This is a genomic window from Bacteroidota bacterium, assembly GCA_041658205.1.
Classification (GTDB): domain Bacteria; phylum Bacteroidota; class Ignavibacteria; order UBA10030; family UBA8401; genus UBA8401.
Genome location: JBBAAO010000001.1, coordinates 2,833,768 through 2,857,304 on the forward strand (window position 1 = coordinate 2,833,768; position 23,537 = coordinate 2,857,304).

General features: G+C 40.7%; 14 protein-coding genes and 1 tRNA gene. 7 read left to right on the plus strand and 8 right to left on the minus strand.

Features of this window, described 5'->3' with window-relative positions; genetic code table 11:
- The first annotated feature begins 357 nt into the window (after positions 1-357).
- Positions 358-431: transfer RNA gene (locus WDA22_11635), tRNA-Arg, on the plus strand.
- Positions 432-684: 253 nt separating this feature from the next.
- Here WDA22_11635 and WDA22_11640 read toward each other — a convergent pair.
- Positions 685-1,785, minus strand: a complete 1,101-nt coding sequence (locus tag WDA22_11640) for a hypothetical protein (protein ID MFA5834115.1) — start codon at positions 1,783-1,785, stop codon at positions 685-687.
- A 308-nt stretch (positions 1,786-2,093) separates the two neighbouring features.
- On the opposite strand from WDA22_11640, the gene WDA22_11645 reads away from it, so the two are divergent.
- Positions 2,094-3,206, plus strand: coding sequence for a response regulator (locus WDA22_11645; protein MFA5834116.1), 1,113 nt, complete (start codon positions 2,094-2,096; stop codon positions 3,204-3,206).
- 91 nt (positions 3,207-3,297) lie between these two features.
- Positions 3,298-4,413, plus strand: coding sequence for a hybrid sensor histidine kinase/response regulator (locus WDA22_11650; GenBank protein MFA5834117.1), 1,116 nt, complete (start codon positions 3,298-3,300; stop codon positions 4,411-4,413).
- An 80-nt stretch (positions 4,414-4,493) separates the two neighbouring features.
- On the opposite strand, the gene WDA22_11655 is transcribed toward WDA22_11650, so the two are convergent.
- On the minus strand, positions 4,494-11,759 hold the full coding sequence (locus WDA22_11655; protein ID MFA5834118.1) for a PAS domain S-box protein: 7,266 nt from the start codon (positions 11,757-11,759) through the stop codon (positions 4,494-4,496).
- 256 nt (positions 11,760-12,015) lie between these two features.
- On the opposite strand from WDA22_11655, the gene WDA22_11660 reads away from it, so the two are divergent.
- From WDA22_11660 to WDA22_11675, 4 genes are all read left to right on the plus strand, one after another.
- A complete protein-coding gene (locus WDA22_11660; GenBank protein ID MFA5834119.1) occupies positions 12,016-13,200 on the plus strand; it encodes a HAMP domain-containing sensor histidine kinase in 1,185 nt (394 codons plus the stop codon).
- 184 nt (positions 13,201-13,384) lie between these two features.
- The gene (locus tag WDA22_11665; GenBank protein MFA5834120.1) at positions 13,385-14,761 is read left to right on the plus strand and encodes a sigma-54 dependent transcriptional regulator; all 1,377 of its coding nucleotides are present in this window, start codon (positions 13,385-13,387) and stop codon (positions 14,759-14,761) included.
- A 1,077-nt stretch (positions 14,762-15,838) separates the two neighbouring features.
- Positions 15,839-16,375, plus strand: a complete 537-nt coding sequence (locus WDA22_11670) for a T9SS type A sorting domain-containing protein (protein MFA5834121.1) — start codon at positions 15,839-15,841, stop codon at positions 16,373-16,375.
- Position 16,376: 1 nt separating this feature from the next.
- Entirely contained in the window at positions 16,377-18,731 is a 2,355-nt protein-coding gene (locus tag WDA22_11675) for a S8 family serine peptidase (GenBank protein MFA5834122.1), read from the plus strand.
- 514 nt (positions 18,732-19,245) lie between these two features.
- On the opposite strand, the gene msrB is transcribed toward WDA22_11675, so the two are convergent.
- The 6 genes from msrB to WDA22_11705 form a co-directional block, all read right to left on the minus strand.
- Positions 19,246-19,839, minus strand: a complete 594-nt coding sequence (gene msrB, locus WDA22_11680) for a peptide-methionine (R)-S-oxide reductase MsrB (GenBank protein MFA5834123.1) — start codon at positions 19,837-19,839, stop codon at positions 19,246-19,248.
- Between the two features lie 212 nt (positions 19,840-20,051).
- The gene (locus WDA22_11685; GenBank protein ID MFA5834124.1) at positions 20,052-20,339 is read right to left on the minus strand and encodes a hypothetical protein; all 288 of its coding nucleotides are present in this window, start codon (positions 20,337-20,339) and stop codon (positions 20,052-20,054) included.
- A complete protein-coding gene (locus WDA22_11690; GenBank protein ID MFA5834125.1) occupies positions 20,336-20,914 on the minus strand; it encodes a 2-oxoacid:acceptor oxidoreductase family protein in 579 nt (192 codons plus the stop codon). The genes WDA22_11685 and WDA22_11690 overlap by 4 nt, the downstream gene beginning before the upstream one ends.
- 14 nt (positions 20,915-20,928) lie before the next feature.
- Positions 20,929-21,699 (minus strand): thiamine pyrophosphate-dependent enzyme, encoded by a 771-nt coding sequence (locus WDA22_11695; protein MFA5834126.1) that lies wholly within the window; start codon positions 21,697-21,699, stop codon positions 20,929-20,931.
- Positions 21,696-22,805, minus strand: a complete 1,110-nt coding sequence (locus WDA22_11700; protein ID MFA5834127.1) for a 3-methyl-2-oxobutanoate dehydrogenase subunit VorB — start codon at positions 22,803-22,805, stop codon at positions 21,696-21,698. Before WDA22_11700 ends, WDA22_11695 begins: the two co-directional genes overlap by 4 nt.
- A 16-nt stretch (positions 22,806-22,821) precedes the next feature.
- Positions 22,822-23,082, minus strand: coding sequence for a ferredoxin family protein (locus WDA22_11705; GenBank protein ID MFA5834128.1), 261 nt, complete (start codon positions 23,080-23,082; stop codon positions 22,822-22,824).
- Positions 23,083-23,537: the final 455 nt, after the last annotated feature.

The window sequence follows — 23,537 nt, forward strand, 5'->3', positions numbered from 1 at the left end:
GGCATAACAGAACATTGATAATGGTAGTTAACGTGTTCCCACTCTTCATCGAGTATAACGCCACAGGTTGTAAGTTGAAGCAGATAAACACACCAACGATCTTCATCCCAACCAACTTCACATAACGGATCGCAATGTTCTTTCTAAAACTGTTTACGGTGTATGGAAGTGCTTTCGAGAAATACTCCCTTCTGCTTTCATCCTGTAGAAAGTAAATCTTTTTGACCATGAAGTCAACTTATTGAAGCAAACTTTGATTTATAAATCTCTAATGATAAGTAACGTAAATATTTGTGCCATAATTATTTCCAATTTTGAAACGTTTTTCGTTTTTTGTATATTTGTATAACAATACTTGATCCCGTAGCTCAATTGGATAGAGCAACAGCCTTCTAAGCTGTAGGTTCCGCGTTCGATTCGCGGCGGGATCACAATTACACACAACATAACAACCTCTTTTTTTGTACTCCGTTTTAATCCATTGTTCAAAGAACAATTTGAACATTACTTTATTCAAATCATTCGACAGATTTGAATAAATAATATCTCTCAATTTCCAAAAATTCGTTAAACTTTTTTATCCACACGGCGAGAAGAGGGAATTGATGAACCGATTTGCGAAATTCATTCTTAAAAAGCGAATAGCACAATTAACTGAATCTGAACTACCTTAACTTTCATTTTTTACTCCTTAAGTGTTTTTCTATTAATAAAAATGATTTCATTGTTCGCGTAAGATGTTTTTGGAAGATGTGTGCTTCCCGTATAATTTGTTGTCGACAAAATCATCTGTTCAGTCATACTGTTAATAGTTACTATTCCTAATGACCAATTATTTTTAAAATAAAGCATGTATTTTTCATTTTTGGATAAATATGGACTGTTGGTGTTTGGAATATTGGTATTAATTTGTTTTTGCGTATCTATATTAAATATTACTAAAAACGGTATACTATCATTTACATCAATAATGATGTCATTGGTTACAGATAATTCCGGATAATATCCAAAACCTAAAGACTGAATTGTGATTGCTGTGACATTATTTATTGAATCAGCTCGAACGATTTTCAGTTTACTAGATTTTGTGTCACTGTTGTCTATTTCAACAAAAAATATCCTCTTGTTGTCAGAAAGAATTTGTGGATGATAACACGTTCCATCAGAAGAACTGTATATCTTTTTTTTGTTATTCGTGCCGATATCGTATATATAAATTGAAGCCAATTTATTCGTTTGATCAATTTCAGAATAAACAATTTTTGTGTTATCAAAAGATAAACATATCTCATTAATTCTATTTCCAGGTGTGTTATTGGTAATATTAGTGACTACTTTTGTTTGAATATTTACTTTAAATATATTACGAGGTGTCAAATTCGCATCATTTGATTCCCAAGAAGCAAAAAATATTTCTTTGCCATCCGATGAGACCAAAATTCTTTTATAATGTGGAATGTCAACATAATGTGTACTTTGGAAAATATTTGCGACACAAAGACTATCTTTTTGACCTGTTTTTAGATCTAAAGTAAAAATGCCTTGATATCCAGCTCCCAATTTACTTTGCACATAATATATTTTACTCGAATTCGGAATAAAATCGGCATAGTGTATAAATTGTTTTTCGTTTGTTAATTGACGCAGTCCTGATCCATCTTGATAAACAGTAAATATTTCGGAAATGTCTTTTGACACATAAAATATTTCATTGTCTGTCGAATTTTTACAACTAAGCCCTACTATACTTACAAATAGAAATATAAATGACTTTCTGAAATCCATTTAATTACCTTTGTTTTTTATATTATTTTAGCACAATTCATTTTTTTTATAAAGATAATTTTATCCGATGTATCTTAAATCCGGTATCACGTAAATATGATATCTTGAATGCTCACAACATGAAATCATATAAAGTATCTGTGAATCTACGGATATTTTTGGATAAATGAACTCAAACAAACACTTCTACTTTGATGCTGTTTTCCTTGCAAATATTTATTACTATGCAATGAACTTTGTTGCTTACGTTACTCTTCTGAATCGTAGAATTTCAATTGAGAAGCGTTATTGTTGGAGGGATTAAGACAATGGACCAATCGACACCACATCAAAAGATTCTCGTTATAGACGATGAAGAGAGTTATCGTGAAATTATTGCTTTGACGCTCGGCTGCAACGGATACGAAGTGATTGAAGCAACGAATGGTTTAGATGGACTGGCCGCAGCAAAAATGCACACTCCCGATCTTATTCTTTGCGATGTGAATATGCCGAAAATGGACGGCATTACTCTGCTCAGCACTTTAAAAGTAGAACCGGAATTTGCCTGGATTCCCTTTATTTTTTTAACCGGAAATGCCAGCACAAGCGATCGCAGAAAAGGAATGCAGCTTGGCGCAGATGATTACCTCACAAAGCCATTTACGTCCGACGAATTGATTGCTTCCGTTGAGACACGCTTATCAAAAAAAAATACTCAGCAAAAATATTACGAATCGCAATTCGAGGATATTAAATCGAACTTCATCTATGCTCTTCCTCATGAATTTCGTACGCCCTTGAATGGAATTCTGGGCTTTTCACAAATTCTTATGGAAGAACAGAATATTCCCGCCGATGAAATAAAAGAGTTGGGTTCGCGAATCCACAAGTCAGGGCAGCGGCTTCATCATCTATTGGAAAACTTGATTATGTTTGGACAGCTGCAATTATGGATTCATGATCAACAAAAAATAATTGAATTGCAGAGCACCTCTACATTAATCATTGAAGTGATTCGCATGGCATCAGAGAAGCTGATGAAAAAATATGGACGGACAGATGCGGTACGGTTGTCGCTGAAGGATTGCATCACACAAATTTCGTCGGTACTGTTGACGAAGATTGTCAGTGAAATTATCGATAATGCTTTAAAATTTTCCGAGACTGGTGCATTTGTCTCCGTCTCCAGTGAGGAGTGCGGTTCGAATATTCACATCGTGGTGCAGGATGTTGGCAGAGGGATATCGGAAGAACAAATTAAAAAAATTACTGGATTTCAGCAGTTTGAACGGGGATATTACGAACAGCAAGGAGCCGGATTGGGTTTAGCAATTGCCAAAACTCTTACTGAATTGCATAGCGGAGATCTTCTTATCAACAGCAATGGGATGAAGGGGACAACGGTCACAATCTCGTTGCCAAAAGCAATACAACATTGAAACAATGTTTGCACTGCACTCTTCAAAATTAAGTGGGACCGGGGACCCTCACACAACATCACAAATCATTCACTTACTGTAAAGGTGTTGCATGAAAGAACAAAAACAAAAAATCCTGGTCGTGGATGATGAAATCGATCTTCGAAATATCATTACCGATATTCTTACCGATGCCGGATATGAAACATATTTGGCGGAAGACGGAATACAGGGATTGACGCTGGCCAAAACGATCCTGCCGGATCTTATTCTTTGCGACATTCAAATGCCTTCCATGAATGGATATGAACTTTTAAACATGGTAAAAACAGATCCGGAGATGGGAAATGTCCCGTTTGTTTTTATGACCGGTGTAAATGTGGGGCAATTCGATCTTCGTAAAGGAATGGATCTTGGTGCGGATGATTATCTCACCAAACCCTTCAGCGCGGATGATCTGATTAATGCCGTGCGGACGCGATTACGGAAAAAACAATTATGGCAAAAATTTCTCGATTCAAAAATAGAAAAGACACAAACCGGCTTCATTGTATTACTGTCCAATGAACTGCATATTTTAGTGATGGATATACTCGAACACGCACAATCCCTTCTTGCGGAAAACGATTTCTCTCCGGAAAGAATCCAAAAAACTGCGCAAAAAATCAATCGTTCGGGAAAACGCTTAAGTCGTTTACACGAAAATATTCTATACTATGCCATGCTACAATTGTGGGTGACCGACCATGAAAAGATTGCATCGTTCCGTCGGGAAGTCACTTCGTCGTACCTTCACATTCTTCATTCCATCGTTCATGAAAATGTCCGCGAACAAGACCGAAAAGATTCGATCGTTCTTTCCTGTACTGATGCGGCATTACAAATTTCTCCTGCTGATTTTGGAAAGATGATGGATGAACTGGTTGATAATGCCTGCAAGTTTTCCAATCCTACTAGCACGATATATATCTCTTCTGAAAAGAACCAACAGGGCATTCAATTAACAATCCGTGATGAAGGCCGCGGGATGTCGAAAGAGGAAATTGACAGCGTGGAATCCTTAATGGACAACAAGCAACAAATATACCGGCGTGATGAGTCTGGGTTGGGACTGACAATTACGAAATCTATTGCAGAACTTTACGGGGGCACGCTTACCATTAACAGCGAAGTGAATAAAGGTACTTCCATTACCGTCACGTTGCCGATTGCAAAAATAAGTAACTGACGATGCATGTAAATGAAAAAATCATTGCATGGTCTCTCGTCAACCATGCAATGATTTTACACCTATGTTCTGGCACGTCATTAGGACTCTGGCTGCGTGGGAACCCCTTTAATGACCGACGATACCATGGTCATTAATTTTTCCGCTGTATACGGTTTATCAATAAATCCATTCACTGCATTTTTATCCCCCTCAACACTTTTTGGTTTATCGATTAATCCACTGGAAGCGATAATCTTGATATCTGGATTCATTCTGCGTAGTGCCGTGATTAAATGATTCCCATCCATCACCGGCATCATCATATCCGTCAAGACGAGTGCAACTTTGTCGTGCAGTTCGGCAAACCGCGCGACTCCTTCTGCGCCGTCTGCTGCCGTAATAACAACATAGTTATAAAGCTCTAGGGTATATTTCGTAACATCACGGATCGATGCTTCATCATCTACCACCAATATTAATTCTCCCTTTCCAAAATAGTCCTGCTGCAGTGCTTTCGTTCCCGCAACAACAGCGTTTGAAACTGTAGCGGGCAAAAAGACATTAAACGTAGTCCCTTTACCAACTTCGCTTTGCACTTTAATGAATCCGCCATGACTTTTTACGATAGTGTATACAGTTGATAATCCAAGACCCGTCCCTTTACCAATTTCTTTTGTCGTAAAAAACGGTTCAAAGATATGATCAATGATCTGAGGAGCCATTCCGATCCCTGTATCCTTGATGGAAAACTGAACATACCGCCCGACAACTGCATCAATATTCATCCGAACGTACTGTTCATCAATCACTTCATTGGAAGCGGTGATTGAGAGCGAACCGCCGTCCGGCATGGCATCGCGCGCGTTCACGCCCAGATTCATCACCAACTGATGAAAATGAGTCGGATCACCCATGATTGTCCAAGTATTGGTTGGAATGTCGCTGCTAATTTTGATGGAGCGAGGGAATGTCTGTTTGAAGATCCCGATAATTTCTTTGATCAAATGTCGCGGTTGAATAAGAATTTTTTGCGTCTCCACTCCGCGGGCGAATGTCAGAATCTGTTTCACAATCTCCGAACCGCGGCGGGTACTGGATTCGACTGATTCGAGAATCTTTTGCGAACTATCATTTACATAAGTCCGTTTTAAAAATTCCACTGCCAATAAGATCGGGGCAAGTACATTATTGAGATCGTGTGCAATTCCTCCGGCGAGCGTTCCTAAACTTCCCATCCGTTGTGTTCGCAGCAACTGCGCTTCGATTTTTTTCTTATCGGTAATGTCATTGCTCATGGAGAGGATCGATTTTGGATTTCCTTCTTCATCGTTGATCACATTAAAACGAATATCAACAACAATGGTTTGAAGCTGTTTGGTTCGCAGCTTGAACTCGCCTGAAAAATTTCCCTCCTTATAGAGTTGTTCCATTTCCTTACTGAAATCATTTTTTTCAAGATAGACCAATGAACGGAAATCTTTTCCGATGGCATCCGTTGCTAACCAACCGAACAACCGTTCAGCACCTTTATTCCAGTACATCACCCTATAATCCATATCTCGTACGATGATCGCTTCGTGAGCTTCATCAAGAAGCATCGCCTGTTCCTTCATTCGTTGAACGGCAATGTTCCGGTCCGTAACATCTTGTTTTACGGCAACAAAATGTGTGATAACGTTACTGGCGTTGCGCACCGGAGTGATAGTCATTTCATCGTCATAGAATGATCCATCCTTTCGTTTATTGACGATATTCCCCCTCCACACCTCACCGGATTTGATGGTGTTCCATAATTTCTCGTAGAACTGTTGCGTTTGTTTACCGGATTTTAAGAGACTGGGTTTCCCTCCGATTGCTTCCTCCACCGAATAACCGGTGATTCTTGTAAAAGAATTATTTGCCCAGACAATTTGACCATCCAGATCTGTGATCACAATGGCGTTCGCAGCAGATTCAAGTGCTGTTGTCTGTAACACCTGCATCTCTTCCGCCCGTTTGATATCGTCAATATCCGTATGTGCGCCTAACATTCTCAGAGGTTTCCCGTTTGTCGTATATTCAATTATTCTTCCAAGGGAAAGGATCCATTTCCAAGCGCCGGATTTTGTTTTTTGCCGGAATTCTATTCGATATTCGTTGGACACTCCGGAGATATAATTGATATACGCTTGGCGTGTCCGTTCTTTATCATCGGGATGAAGCCGATCAATCCACAGCGAGTTCGTTTCCACAAATGTGGCAGGATCGTATCCCAGCATGATTGCATACTCGGGGTTCACAATCATTTCGCCGGTTTGAATGTTTAAATCAAATAATCCTTGATTTGCCGCCTGAATTGACAGACGCAAACGTTCTTCGCTTTCGCGAAGTTTTTCTTCAGCAATTCGGCGTTCTGTAACATCACGAGCAATCGAAAAGAATCCCTTTACGGTCCCATTTTCAATAATCAGCCGGGTATTTTGATTGAACCATTTAATGTCACCGGTTTTCGTCCGGAAAGGAAATTCGGTTGTCACAAATTCCTTTCGCAGTTGATATTGACGCAAATAAATCCGCTGTATTGCATTTTTATATTTCGGTTCTACAAGGTCAGAATACCGAAGGTGCCGCAGTTCTTCAAATGAATACCCTGTTGATTGCAACGTGATCGGGTTTGCATACGTAAAGTGCCCTTTGATATCGATGGTAAAAATATTTTCTACGGCATCTTCCACAACTGAACGGAATTTTTTCTCCGACTCCTTTAAAATTTCCTCCGCCCGTTTCCGTTCTGTGATATCGTTCAACGAACCGACAATCGAGACAGTTTTACCTTCATGGACCAATGGGGCTTCCCGCACTTCAACCCAGACTTTTGTGCCGTTTTTATGGTGCAATTCCAGTTCATACGGTGGCTGTGCTACGCCAGTCTCAATTGCGCGGACCGTTAATCGATATCCGTTCTCGTTCACCGGGTTATCTGTTGTGAATTCTCTCCAGCTAATTAATGCTTCCTCAACATTGTACCCTAACAATTGTGTAATCTGGGGACTCAAAAAATGCAGAGTATGGTCAACATCGTGCATATAGAAGACGTTTGTACTATTTTCAATGATATTTTTCAACTTCAATTCGTTCTCAACCAAAACTTCTTCAATTTTTTTCCGTTCGGTGATATCCTTTGCTACACCGATCAATGCTAACGTTTCCCCTTGATCATTTTGAATGGAAGAGGTGGAAAGTTCAATAAAAAACTCTTGGCCATTTTTTCGACGATTCAATAATTCACCGCGCCATCCCCCTTGTAGCGTGCTCGGTAAAATTTCTGCAATTATTGCAGGGTCGTTCTTGGAGGATTGAAGTATAGAAACATGTTTACCAATTACTTCGTACCGTTCATAACCATAGGTAGAGCAAAAAGCATTATTCACAAAAAAGATGTTGTCATTCATATCGGTAATACTGACGCATTCGCTGATACTCCGCAATGCGTGCGCCAACATTTCCATCTGTTTCTCCGTTTCCTTTCTTTCAGAAACGTCGCGGGAGAAACCAGTCGTACCTATCGTTTCACCGATATCATTAAAAATTGGTGTCTTAAAGGTCTCAAACAATTTTGTAATATCACGATCGATGACAGGTTCCTCGACAACAATTCCAATTTTATCTTTGATCACTTTTTTATCATCCGCAATGTACTTTTCCGCAAGTTCTTTTGGCCAAATGTCTCTATCGGTTTTGCCGACCAATTCTGCGGGCGAAGCTTTACTGCAGGTTTCCGCAAAGAGGCGATTTACCATAAGGTAACGTCCATCATTATCCTTCAGCCAAATTAAACCCGGTTGGTTCTCAACAATAGCCGTCAAATAAGATTCACGAAGCCGAAGTACTTTTTCTGCCTGTTTGCGTTCATCGATATCCCGTAAGAAATTTGTCGCACTGATTAGTGTTCCATCATCGGAATAATTCAGATGGGAAATCTGCTCCACCCAAAATATTTCTCCATTTTTCTTTTTCACTTGAAACTCGCATGTTGCCTCTTTTTGGTGTTCGTTTATCCATGTGCGATATTGATGAATAACTCCATCACGATGCTCATCGACCACCAACCGGAGTGAACTTGTACCGATCAGTTCCTTTTCCGTATATCCGCTAATGACCATCAATCCGGGATTACAATAGGTAAATAAGCTTCTCTTATCGGCCTCAAAATACGCCTGACGGACATTTTCAACTATCGTGCGGAACCGTTCTTCGCTTTCCTGCAATTGGATTTCCGCTTGTTTGGAGGAGGTGATATCCAGCATTAATCCCCTCAACTTTTCCGGTTCGCCATCCTTCAACGATACATTGACAATATCATGAAGCCAGACAACACGCCCGTCAGCAGCAATCATTCGATATTCGAATTCGTGATTTCTTTTTTCCTTCGTCGCAGTAATACAAAATGCAACGGTTTGCTCACGGTCTTCGGGATGAAGGTGATCCATCCAAAATGTCGGTTCTTGAATCCAGCGCGCCGGAGAAAAGCCAAGAATACGTTTTGCTTGTTCGCTGACAAACGAAAACTGAAACGTCTTCGCATCTGATTCCCATACAATACCATCAATCGAGTTTACCAGTTCTCTATAGATCTGCTGCGATTGCCACAGTTCTTTTTCGGCACGCTTACGTTCTGTCAGATCGGTGATGGTCATACTATTTTTCAAATCTCCTTTCGCGTCCACAAAAGAAATTGAAGTGACATAGGCGGGAAAGGATGCCCCATCTCGACGCAGCATGTTCAATTCACCTTTAAATTTTCCTGTTAGCTCTCGTTCTTTTAATGATGCAATCAACCGCGGGTCATTCATATCCACCAACCCTGCTCTTCCCACTGCGCAAATCTCTTCTTCGGTTCTTCCGAACATTGAACATGCTGAAGGATTGGCGGACAAAATTTCTCCATTTAAACGTGTCAGCAGAATTGCTTCGCCACTGTTTTCAAATAACAATCGGTATCGTTCTTCGTTATCTCGGATGATCAACTCCATCTTCTTCCGTTCGGATATATTGCGGGATACACCAATAACGTCAACATCTCCTTGATCATTTCGAACAAATGTTGCACTGATATCCGTCCAGACCGTTGATCCGTCTTTACACGGTTGCTCAATTTCAATATGATATGATCCTGCGCCGGGCTTACCCTCCAGAAAATTCTGCAATTCACTTGTCAGTGATTCTTGAAGAAGTTTCAACGAAGAAGGCGTTAACGCTTTTTCCAGCGGCTGCTGTAGTATTTCTTCAACGGTGTATCCGCGTAATTTTTCCACCGACGGACTGCAGTATTTAAACCGCTTTTGCTGCAAATCGAGTATCCACAAGACATCCGTAATATTATCGGCAAGCAGTCGGTATTTTAACTCCCGCTCTCGCAGCGCTTCTTCGATAATTTTCCGTCTGGTGATATTTTCATGGGAAATAACGACACGAACAGCTCCTTCACCCGGAAATCGGGTAACACTTGCATAAAACCATCGATGCTCCGTGGATGAATGACAAGGATATTCAAGGTTGAATTCATCGCGTTCTTTAGAAATGACCGAACGTATTCCCGCCGCTATAGCAATTGCATCTTCTGCGTTGTTGCCTTGCGCATTATCGCATGTGGAAAGATAATTGATCCCCGCACCGACATTGGCAGAACGGCATCCATTGGCTTCAGCAAATTCATCCCACGCTTTGTTCGTTGTAATAATAGATCCTTTGTCATCTAAAATTGCAATGTGGGAAGAAAGTGCATTGACCGTTGCAAGAGCGAATCGCATGGATTCAATCAATGCCGATTCCGATTTTTTCTTTTCTGTCACATCAATAGTATAACCGGCAAGATATCGGGCCGTACCTTTGTGATAGATGGGAAATTTAATGGTGTTATAACTACGCCCATTTAATTCTTCTTCAATATCAACCTGCTTTCCCTCCTTCAAAATCCGCTTATCATCCTCAATCATTTTTTTAGCAAACGTGGAAGGAAACAACTCGTCCATTGTTTTTCCGAGTATTGCTTCGATTGGTTTTCCGAGCATTGTTTCAAAATTTTTGCTCAATCGGAGAGAGCGTATTTGATCGTCTTTGAAAAAAATGTAAATGGGGCTGTGCTCCATAAGTTGCGAAAAAATTGTTTCGCTTTCCTGCAGTGCTTCATATACTTTTTGACGCTCACGTTCTCCTTCGGTAACTTCCATCGCAAAGGAAATGTCCATGGCAAGTTCATCCAATAACGTACGTTCGTCGGTGGTAAAGAAATTTTTTTCTCCAGCATAGAGTGTAAATGCCCCGACAACTTTGCTATGAAGAATCAATGGAAATGCTGCTGACGATTTAAAGCCCGCTTTCGATGCAGCGCTTCTCCACGGCGCCATCGAAGGATCGTTTTCGATATCGGAGATAAAATGGTGCACACCTTTGGAAACAGTGAGACCTGTCGGTCCGCTTGACCGGGCCTTGTCGTTGAAATCGATATTAATCGACTCTAAATATTCTTCAGCCATACCAGCAGATGCCACCACATCAAGTGTATTCGTTATTTCATTTTTAATACCAACCCACGCCATTAAGAATTTTCCATCTTGCACGGCAATGGAACACGCCTCTCGAAATACTTCATCAATGTCTCTTGTCCGAACAATCAATTGATTAATATTCGTCATGACGCGATTGATACGATTGAGTTTTGAAATAACTATTTCTGCATGTTTTCGTTCCGTAATGTCGATGGAAAGAATAAAGACACCGTCAGGAATTGGTTGAATACTTAAATCAAACCAGCTTTTCGTGTCGTCTGGAAATGTAAACTCGTACTCAATATGATTAACTTCTCTCTGTTCCATGCACCGCTTAATGACATCATATAGTGTTGTCAATTCAATACCGGGCCACATGTCGGTATAGAGATTTCCCAACAGTTGCTCTCTTGAACATCGGTTATGTTTTTCTGCTGCATCATTCATATAGATGTAGCACCAATTAAATCCGATAATTTGACATCCTTCCATCATATTGTCCAGCATAGAACGGTACCGGTCTTCTGAATCGGTCAATTTATACTCTGAACGGATTTTTTTTAACCGTTCTGTTTCCATCACCCGCAGTCTGCTTTTGAGAAGTATGAACAATAGAAATGCAGTAACCACAACGAACATAAATCCTTTATACGTTTGTAATGTCTGAAAAACTGTCGTGTCGGTTGTGATAATGGAAAGGAGTTGATCGGAGAAGTAAATCCAAGCGAATCCGAAAATGATATAGAGAATTACGGTGTGAAAAGGGATATCAGATGATCGGTAGGTTAAAAAATGTGTTCGGCCATTTTCATTTTTTTTTGGTACTTTCAAACTCATAATGTTCCCCCTTCAACGAGCAATAAAAAGTAATACACAATGATATGAAATGTTCAAATGGGGTGCCACGAAAACCATTCGAAATATGCGATATTTTACTCCGGTTATGCCTATATGTTGTAATTATTAGGAATGTAATTTGTAGAATGGTAAAAATGGGAATTATGCAACATATCTAAATTGAGATTATTTCGCAGTAATTCCTCGGCATAAGGATTGCAGTGTTACTAGATAACAGTTCAACGGGGGGGACACCATGAACGCAACAACTACTTCAACACTTCGCCAACGCTCTTCAATAGAAGAGTTATACAAACAATCGCAATACTTCACCAAGCAGCTTCCTTTTCAATATTTTTCCGATTCACTCTCTGAATTCGTGACGATATTAAATACACATCGACAAATCGTATTCTGTAATCAGCCGTTGGTTACATATTTGAATGCCGTCGATGCAAACGAGATCATAGGAAAACGACCTGGTGAAGCACTTCGATGCCAGCATTCTCATATCACACCCGGCGGATGCGGAACATCTGAGTTTTGTAAAATGTGCGGTGCTTTCAAGGCAATTCTGAAAAGTCAACAGGGTGAAGAAGTTGTCAATGAATGCAGAATCATTACGGACCCGGATACCAAAGCATTGGATCTCTCCGTTCATGCCACACCGCTCACCTATAACAACGAATCTTTCACAATTTTTTCATTGACCGATATCGGAAATGAAAAACGGAGAAAAGTTCTCGAGACGTTATTCTTCCATGATATCCTGAACATGGTTGGCGGTTTGCTTGGATATTCAGAGTTGCTGAAAGATGCTTCAACGGATGAGGCGAAGGAATATGCTCCCATCATCAATAGACTTGTCGGTGATCTGAGCGAACAAATTATGTCGCAGAAAGAGTTGGCAAATGCAGAACAGGGTACCACCAAAGTATCTCCAACAATGATCCATTCAACATCATTTCTGGATTCCATTACCATTGCTCTCCGACTGCATGCGGCTTCAAAGGATAAGATCATTATCGCAGATCAATCAACAGAAGATTTTATTTTTGTAACGGACGAACGGTTGTTGCGTCGCGTTATCGTCAATCTTACGAAAAATGCTCTTGAAGCAACAAAGGTTAACGGCATTGTTCGAATTTCTTGTAAACGAAAGGATCGGGAAGTACAATTTACGGTTCAGAACAGTGAAGTAATTCCGGAAGACATTCAACTTCAGATTTTCCAACGATCATTTTCCACAAAAGGAGAAGGAAGAGGATTGGGAACATATAGTGTAAAACTTTTTACTGAACACTATTTGCTTGGCAGTGTTTCATTTGTTTCCAACAAAGATGATGGAACTGCTTTCACCGTTGTGCTGCCGATGACACTCGGCACTCCAAGTAATGAACAAACGCCGGTGACAAATGATTTAGAGAAAATTTTTGGGTAATGCAGTATCCACCATATCATCTCTTATCACCATTGATCCCTCTTATTCCACCAGAAAAGAGGGATTTTTTATATTGGAACGAATCTTCTTGATTCAGACAAAATTATCGTTTTTCTTAAGCGCAGAATGGATTTTTTAAGTTTTGCAGGTCATAAGATAAACATCTATATTTCAGTATAATTTTATGGCAAAATCCAAACATAGTGCCAATATCCTCGTTGCGGATGATGAAAATGACTTCCGGATGATTCTGCAATCTTTCCTTGTCACGGAAGGTCACACCGTCACAACGGCTGAAGACGGCGCAGATGCGATCAATAAACTCCATGAAAAGATATTCGATCTCGTGCTGCTCGATATCCGTATGCCGCGTGTGGATGGATTGGAAGTGTTGCAGTTTATTAAACAGCAATACATTGATACGCAGGTAATCATCCTCACCGCCGTCGACGATGTGCGCATTGCGGTGGAATGTATGAAACTCGGCGCCTTCCATTTTTTAACAAAACCGTATTCTGTGGATGAATTACAATCCTTGGTGAATCGTGCTCTGGAACAACGCGCAATGCTCATTGAATTGAAAGTGATGAAGAGTACCATTTCACGATTGACACATTCATCTCAATTGATCGGTGAAAGTAAAGAGTTTCAAAAAGTTTTGGAATTGGCAGAGAGAGTTGCTCCGAGTGATTCAACTGTGTTGTTGGAGGGTGCGAGCGGAACCGGAAAAGAGGTCTTTGCAAACTTTATCTATAAAAACTCACCCCGTGCAGAAAAACCTTTTGTTGCCTTAAACTGTGCTTCCATTCCGGATACATTGATTGAAAGCGAACTGTTTGGACACGAAAAAGGAGCGTTTACGGATGCTAGTGCAATGCGTCAAGGGTTAGTGGAAATTGCAAATGGCGGAACATTGTTTTTGGATGAGATCGGCGAGATTAGCCCGGTATTCCAGCCGAAACTTCTTAGATTTATTCAATTGGGTGAATACCGGCGTGTCGGCGGAAATAAAACATTGAAGTCGGACGTGCGAATTATTTCCGCAACAAATAAAAATCTTTTTAATGAGGTAACAGCAGGACGGTTTCGTGAGGATCTTCTCTATCGTCTCAATGTAATCACGATGCATCTCCCTTCACTTATCGAACGAAAGGATGATATCCCACTTCTTGCACAAAGCATTCTTGAACGAAAAAATAAGCTTCGTGAAAAAAAGGAATTGCATCCCGACGCATTACAGGCATTAAAGGAATATCATTGGCCCGGAAATATCCGTGAACTGGAAAATGTTCTTGAGCGGGCAATTATTCTAAGTAATGATGAATTTATTCGGCCAAAAGATCTTTTATTGCCGCAGCAACTTGTGATGAAACAATCTTCAAACGGAAACGGAGCACAGAAAATCGGTTCGGCTATCTCCCTGGAAGAATTGGAAAAAGAGCACATTGCAACTGTTCTGATCAATACAAAATGGAATAAGAATCTTGCTACAAAGATTCTTGGCATTTCCCTTAAGACACTCTACACAAAAATCCACCATTACAATCTTAAAGAAGAATAGCGCACACACAGACTCTCATTCGTCTTCGTTTCTTCCCCTTCGCTTTCCCATTCGATATTTTAACGCACTCAAAACCCTTATATAGCTTTTCAATTTTTCAATAACAGCGGTATTAAAAATCCAAAAACTATTGATATTGTGAACCGTTTTATTTTACGGCATTACCTCGTTTTTCATTTTAATTCGGAGAATGTCCACCTGTAAGACATTCGGATCTTCGTCGCTTTTTTTTCCCTTGATTCACTCCGTAATGGAGTCCGCTTAACGTTTATCCAATATCCCTTCACAACAATAAATTCTGTTTCCAATTCATCACTATTGTTTTGACTCATATTCTCTAACGGATTCATAGATCAGTGCGATGCTGCCCCCTTTCTCTTCCAAACAAAGAGTATTTCCAAAAATCTGTGTTGAAAGATATTTCTTGGAGGTAGAATTAGCTAAGTGGCAAAAAGTAAGAAAATACTGGGTCTATCAGACTTGTCCAAAATACATTGATAAAAACAACAAGATTCTTTACTCTCTTCTTTTCTTGACGGAGCAAGAAAAGAAGCAAAAGAACTCCTTGCGAAATTTAACGCACGCGATGAATCCTGTTCGCTCTTGCCCGTTGATGGCGCGAATCGCGCCATCAAAAGTCCCGTCATTCATCGCCTTCCCATTCGCTCAATCCTCCTAAATTTCGCACCCACGCACTTTATTATGATCTCTACAAAACAACAAAGGGGTCTTCCTACTTGTTATCAAAATATATGTGCCCAAGTTGAGATGCTACGGCCAATTTTGTATTCACTTACCATTTATATTGGACAGCTGTGTAGGTCTATATAAGACAAAAATATCTTTTTTACCCGCTCCACCCTCCTTTCAATCCATTTTCAATTAGGTAAAGTGTAGAATCTTCAATAAAGACGGGAGATTTTTGCACTTTTTCAAATTTGTAAATTCTACAATTCTTCGGTCATCTCGTAAAAAAATGCCTCCTTAAAATACAAATTCCTCAAAAAGCCCAATAAAATCAGAAGGTTTTTCAGTGGCACTGGCATTGCCAAAATGTATGGCATGGAGCCAAGCACAATGAAAAACTTCTTCTTATATTTTGCACAAGTAATCATCGCACTGACCACGCTGGCAAATTCTCAGGGATTTGATTTGATGAACGTTCAAGCATCAAATAAAGTCGCCACAAGTTCACAATTCACAATTACTAAGAGCGGAATTGAGCAATTTCGCCCCACTTCAATCCAAACGCCATATGCCATAATAACCGGAGAAACGTTATTTGTGGCAAAAGAACAAAACACAACATCCGTAGCGGACGGAGGTACCAAAACAATGACATCGACACTTCAACAAAATTTTCCGAACCCATTCAACAACTCAACCGTCATCCGATTTTCTCTGAACGAGATGAGCGATGTGACCATACAAGTATTTGATATCACCGGCCGCGAAGTATCCACATTGGTGAATGGAACAAAACAATCCGGTACATTCAGCGTTGGATTTTCCAACAATAACATTGCTTCAGGAACATACATTTATAGAATGACCGCACGCAATAACAGCGGTAAGACTACCGTTGATACAAAAAAAATGATTGTCATGAAATAATATGAAAAACATCTTCTACTATAGTATCATATTCTGTTCTTTTGTTTTTGCACAGCAATTAGTGGTGAAGGCGAATGGAGAAACGAAGAACATTGGAACGGCAACGTCTGAGATCGCTATCTCCACCGTGGACAATAAGATTGTTGTATCAGAATCGCAAAATGAAATGGTCCGAATAATAATTGAACTGAAAGCCCCCTCCCGCATTGAACAAAAACTGAGTGGTAGACTCTTTTCGAAAGTATCCGCCAGCAACTCAAAACAGATTCTTATTGCCGATAATGCAACAACCATTGAACGAGAGTTTGAAACGATTATCAACGGATTTGCTGTCACCACAAAACGAGAAAACATCAACATTATTTCAGCCATGCCCGAAGTAAAATCTGTCTATCCGGATTTAGTTGTGAAATCATTACCGCTCGCGGTACAATCTGCCACACCAATTATTCCGCAAAGTTCTACATCCGTCGCTACCGGAAAAGGAATCCGGATCGGAATTATTGACACCGGAATTGATTATGAACATGAAGCGTTCGGAAAAGGATTCGGTGCAGGACATATTGTTGCCGGCGGTTACGACTTTGTGAATAATGATACTGATCCGTTAGACGATAATGGCCACGGCACACATGTTGCCGGAATCATCGGCGGAAATTCTGCTACCATCAACGGCGTTGCAAAAGATGCACGTTTGTTTGCATACAAAGCGCTCGACCAAAGCGGTAACGGCACAACATCATCCGTGCTTGCTGCCATTGAACAGGCAATTAAAGACAGCATACAAGTACTTAATTTAAGTCTCGGCACTTCTTCCGGTTCATCGGACGATCCGTTGTCCACCGCCGTCAATCGTGCTGTCCAGTCCGGAATTGTTGTTGTGGTAGCTGCAGGAAATACCGGAGAATTTTCCAGCATCAATTCACCCGGTGTGGCGGAGTTTGCGCTGACCGTGGGAGCTACCGATGTAAATAGCATTGCATCATTCAGTTCAAAAGGTCCTGAGACTGAAAACTACCGCATCAAACCGGAGATGGTTGCACCCGGAGTAAATATTCTCTCTGCAAAAAAAGGGGGCGGGTATGTACAGATGAGCGGAACATCCATGGCGACGCCGTTTGTAACAGCGTTGGCAGCCGCAATGCGGGAATTGCATCCGGATTGGAATGCAATACAAATTAAAGATGCACTTATTTCGAATACTGTTGATCTCGGAAGTTCTGTTTTTTCGCAAGGACACGGGAAGATCAATGAAAATGTCCTGCTCAGCACCGTATTTTCAAGTCCCTCCCAATTAAGCTTTGGATTCAATCCTCCTTCTGAATCGTCTTGGAAACAGAAAAAAACAGTCACCATTTTCAATAAAAGTACTCAATCGAAAAGATATCAAATGAGTTCCCCCTCAGCAAATCCTGCACTGCAGATTCGATGTACTCCACAACTGATTGATATACCGCCGAATGGTTCCGCCATTATCGATGTTGAGCTTGAGACAAATAATCTTTTTCTGAGCAATAATAGCGCCTTCGAAAATGGATATTCCGGCAAACTAATTGCACTTGGAACGAGCGATTCCCTCTCCATTCCCTATGTTTTTTTTAAGGGACCAATTCTGCAGCTCCGTTTTAACGAAACACCGTGGCTGGTAATGATTCACAATAGGAGTAATTTTTCGAAAACGATATCGCCAAAAATAAACTCTGTCTCGATAATCTTGAAGGACGGTATCTATGATGTAGTGACATTATTTTATGGTTCACATTATGTCATAACGGAAGGGATTAATGTGAATGGCAAATCGATCAATGATATTGCTAGCTCGGATGCAAAATATCCGGTCTCATTTAAACCAGTTAACGAAAAAGGTGAACAGTTGAGTCTTTCAACTCTTGGCGGCACGTATAGTTATCTTGAAGCAATAGTGCATCAACCGACCGGTTATGCAATTGTCGGTCTCGGTGGGGGATCAACGAATGCCTACAGCAATAAAACAAAATATTTTTCAACTGTCAGCAAACAGTATGCATACGGTTATTCAATGACACTGCAGCCAAACAATAAAAAATCATATACGTACGATGTTATCGCCGATTCCGGAATTACATCGGCAATGCCTTTTGTGTTTCAATCAAACGACATGAAACATATCGATGTGAAATATAATTTGGAAGCGAATGTTCAGAAGGTTTTTCCCATAACATGGGTATCGTTTATTGGAAAGTTTTCTAGTCTCAGCGGCACATACTACGACGGCAACGCTGAACCGTTACGTTTCCCATTTGCGCAGGAAGCGTTCTACACTCAACGGATAAAAAAGTTTCCAATTTTTCATCAACGCGAGGCGTTTTCGTTTTAACGGCACGACACACATCAAAGATTTGTAAAATCGGATTTTTACAATTATAGTATTCGCTACAAAAAGCCACACTTGTCCAAAATACATAGATAAAAACAACAAGAATCTTCACTCTCTTCTTTTCTTGACGGAGCAAGAAAAGAAGCAAAAGAACTCCTTGCGAAATTTAACGCGCGCGATGAATCCCGTTCGCTCTTGCCCGTTGATGGCGCGAATCGCGCCATCAAAAGTCCCGTCATTCATCGCCTTCCCATTCGCTCAGTCCTCCGAAATTTCGCACCCACACACTTTAATACGATCTCCAAAATACAACGAAGAGTCTTACTAATTGTTATCAAAATATTTTTACCCAATTTGAGATACTATGGCCGATTTTGTATTCGTTTACGATTTATTTTGGACAGCTGTGACAAAAAACACTAAGACACAAAATAATATTAATTTTTGAGTGGTGGTTTAATTCTCTTTTTGTGTGCTTTGGTGCTTGTGGCATTTTTAAATTAGTCTCGGAATGTTAAAATTTCTCAGGGATCTCTCCCGGTATAAACTTGAGAGACTCGGAGTTTAAACAATATCGGAGCCCGGTCGGACGGGGCCCATCTTCAAAAACATGTCCCAAATGGGCGTCGCATCGAGCGCAATTAATCTCGACACGATGCATGCCATAACTCAGATCTGTTTTTTCATCTACGTGATCTTTCATTACTGGCTGGAAGAAGCTTGGCCACCCGGTACCCGAATCGAACTTTGCATTCGATGCAAAGAGAGGTAGGTCGCAGCAAACACACAGGTAAATTCCTTCTTTCTTGTGATCATAAAATGCACCGCAGAATGCCCGTTCCGTCCCTGCTTCACGAGCAACAGCATATGTTTCCTGCGGGAGTAATTTCTTCCACTCCGCTTCGGTCTTTACTACTTTTGGCATTCCCTTCTTATAAACATCTTTCAAATATTCTGTAATCGGTTTCATGGCTGCATCCTTTTGTGTGGGTGGATATTTTCTTTTTTGGATCATACTTGCTATAGGTTTCTCCGCATAGGCGGCAACAAAAACTACGATGAAAATGCCGACAAGTATGATCAACGATATTATGGTTTGACGATTCATTCTGTTTTTCCTTTCACACTCTACAACACACCCATACGTAAATATGTTCTCCCATAATGATAACAAAAGTCTCACAAAAATGTGAGACTTTTAATAACACAAATCCCCGAAATCTTGGAGATTTCGGGGATTTGTGTTGAAGATATCAGGATAAAAAAAAGACCGGCTTGTGCCGGTCTTGTACTCACCAATTTCCACTCTTCTCAATGTATTCAATGTATTTTTTTAGATGGAGGGGTATGTGGCTCAAAACTGGAAGATATTCCTTCCAAAATATGTACCCGCGCACGGATTTCATTCAATTTCTGCATAATGGTCATCACGCGCTCACTGCTGTTTTCCGCCAGATCGGTCATAAAATCTTTAATATTATCATCGTCGCATTGTCGTAATGTCTCCTCGCACAATCGAACGATCTCTGATTCCATTTGCAATGCTTTTGTTAACGCTGTGCAAGTATTGCGGCAGTTATGTTCGCAGAAAAAATCATTGAATTTCATATGACCTCCTCTTTCAAAGTGGATTGAACATTCGACGATGCAAATTGCTGACCGGCATACAATGCTTCTTCATTCAACGGTATCAAATGATGATGTCGTTCCGGCAGAACTTCTTTTAGTGCTTGGATAACATTTGCAATGCTGACAATAGGACGGCGTTCAAGGAATGCGCCAAGCAGGATCATGTTCGCCACTTGTTTCTTTCCCATCTTTACTGCTTCAGCGATTGCTGGAATCATTAACACATCAATATCTTTACGATTGCTGGGTGTGATAATGGTGGATTCTTCACATAACAACAAACCACCCGGTTTTACTTTTGCGTCAAATTTTTCAAGTGAGGGTTGATTAAGAATTATTGCCGAATCGAATGTCGTAACAATTGGTGAGCTGACTTTCTTCGGCGAAACAATAACGATGCAATTTGCCGTACCGCCTCGCATTTCAGGTCCGTACGCAGGCATCCAGCTGACTTCTTTTCCCTCTTTCATTGCAGAGTAAGAGATAATCTGTCCCATAGACAGAACACCTTGTCCTCCGAATCCTGCAATGATAATTTCTTGGTTCTGTTCCATAATGTCCTCTTTTATCATTTCAGTGATGCGGGGACTTTAATGTCTCCCGGTGGATAATACGGAAACATGTTCTTTTCCATCCATTCATTGGATTCAAGCGGTGTCATTTTCCATCCCGAAGGACAGTTGGAAACCACCTCGATGAAACATGTTCCTTTTTTTTGTTTCTGAAACTCAAATGACGCTTTGAATGCTTTTTTCAATTTCCGTACCGCGGTAGGTGTGTGGACGGAATGCCGTGCAACATAATATGCTCCTGGAAGCTGAGCAATTAATTCCGTCATCTTCAGCGGATAGCCCATTTTGTGTTCATCTCTTCCGTAAGGGGATGTTGAAGTAATCATTCCGCACAACGATGTCGGCGCCATTTGACCGCCGGTCATTCCATAGATGCCGTTATTAATGAACACCATCAGAATATTTTCACCGCGATTTATTGTGTGAATTGTTTCACCTGTGCCGATTGCGGCTAGATCTCCGTCTCCTTGATATGAAAAAACATATTTATCAGGAAGAACTCTCCTCACTCCGGTTGCTACTGCGCTTGCCCGACCGTGTGCCGCTTCCTGCATATCCACGTTCATATAATGGTATGCAAAGACGGAACAACCAACCGGTGCAACACCGACAGTCTGTTCTGCAATTCCCATCTCGTCGATCACTTCCATCAGAATTTTATGAACTACACCATGACCACAGCCAGGGCAGTAATGCATCGGTGTGTCGGTAAGTGTTATGGGTTTATGATAGACAACTTCCATTTGATCGTTCACTATCATGCTCATAAATACCCCGCCGATTGATTCATGTTCTGTTGCTTTTCGGAAATTGCTTCCACTTCCAGCATGATCTCTTCCGGTGTGGGTATCATTCCTCCCATACGTCCTTTGAAATAGACAGGACATTTTCCATTCACGGCAAGACGAACATCTTCCACCATTTGTCCGGCATTCATCTCCACCGTAAGGAACATCCTCATCGGATCAGCAAATGATGCAATGATCTCAGTCGGGAACGGATACAATGTAATCGGACGAATTATGCCAACGTTGATTCCTTTTGCTCTGGCAATATCCATCACTTTGTTGCAGACACGTGCTGTTAATCCGAACGCAACTAGAATAATATCGGCATCGTTCGTATTGATCAATTCACAACGGACTTCTTGCTTTAATTTTCTGTACTTGTCCTGCAAATGGAGATTAATCAATTCCATTTTATCGGGCTCAATGTGAAGCGAGGTAATATAATTTCGCTCACGTGATGCTGGCTTACCAACCGTGGCCCATGGCGTTTCCTTTTTGGGAAGTGTACCGCTCTTCGGTAAATACACTTTTTCCATCATCTGTCCCAGGGCACCATCGGCAAGAATCATCGCAGGCATTCTGTACTCTTCGGCAAGACGAAATCCGTCAAAAACAAAATCTGCCATCTCTTGCACCGACGAAGGAGCAAGAACGATCAAATGATAATCACCGTGCCCTCCTCCTTTCACTGCTTGAAAATAATCACCTTGCGACGGCTGAATCGTTCCAAGGCCAGGACCGCCACGCTGTACATTGACGATAAGGCACGGCAATTCAGATGCAGCGATATACGAAATTCCTTCCTGCATTAAACTAATTCCGGGACTGGAGGATGTGGTCATCACTCGTGCACCTGCACCTGCCGCTCCGTAAACCATATTGATGGAAGCGACTTCGCTTTCGGCTTGAAGGACAACTACATCGTTATGCTGCGGAGCTTTTTCTGCCAGGTATTCTAGGATCTCGGATTGCGGAGTGATGGGATAACCAAAATATGCTTGAAGTCCTGCACGAAACGATGCCTCGGCAAGAGCTTCATTCCCCTTCATTAACTTTGGGGATTCATCATGCTGTATGTTGACCATTGCTTCTTCCTTTCTTTTACGCTGCCTGAGCGGCAACAAGAGAGTGAGAAGCACGTTTGGTTGATTTTGATTCTCGGTAGACCGTAATCGCCGAATCAGGGCATACTAACGCACAGTTTGTGCATCCTGTGCAGTTATTTTGTATTAACTGGGCAAAACGGTAACCTTTGTGATTGATGGATGACGATAACCCAAGACTTTCCTGGGGGCAGGATGCGATACAAAGTTCGCATCCTTTACAAATTTCTGTGGCAATAGTGACTGTACCGGAAATCATACAAACTCCCTATAATAATTTAATTGTACAGGTAACACTCAATTATAGTGCCACGGGAATTTTATCGTTTTTACGGTAAAAATTTATGTTTTCCTTGTTTCCTATTTGCATAAACAGGAAGCAGAAAAGAGGATTCCTATAAAGAGAAATTCAACTGTTTTCTATTGATAAACATGAAATTCAAAAACTCTTCGAAGTGATGAATTCTTAGACAAATATGAGTGCTAAGGGAACTGTTTTTTCAATTTTAATAAGAGCGTTTTGTCTGAATTATTCCTGGATCATGTATTCAGGAGAAATCAAAGCAGCAAAGATCATTTCGATCATCCGTAACCACCTCAGACGAATCAACGACGACGCTCTTTGTGCTACACCAAGTATTCGATGAAAATATAAAAGAGAAGAGAAACACTATTGCTAAATGTACTTCACTTTAATATTTTACGACGTTCAAT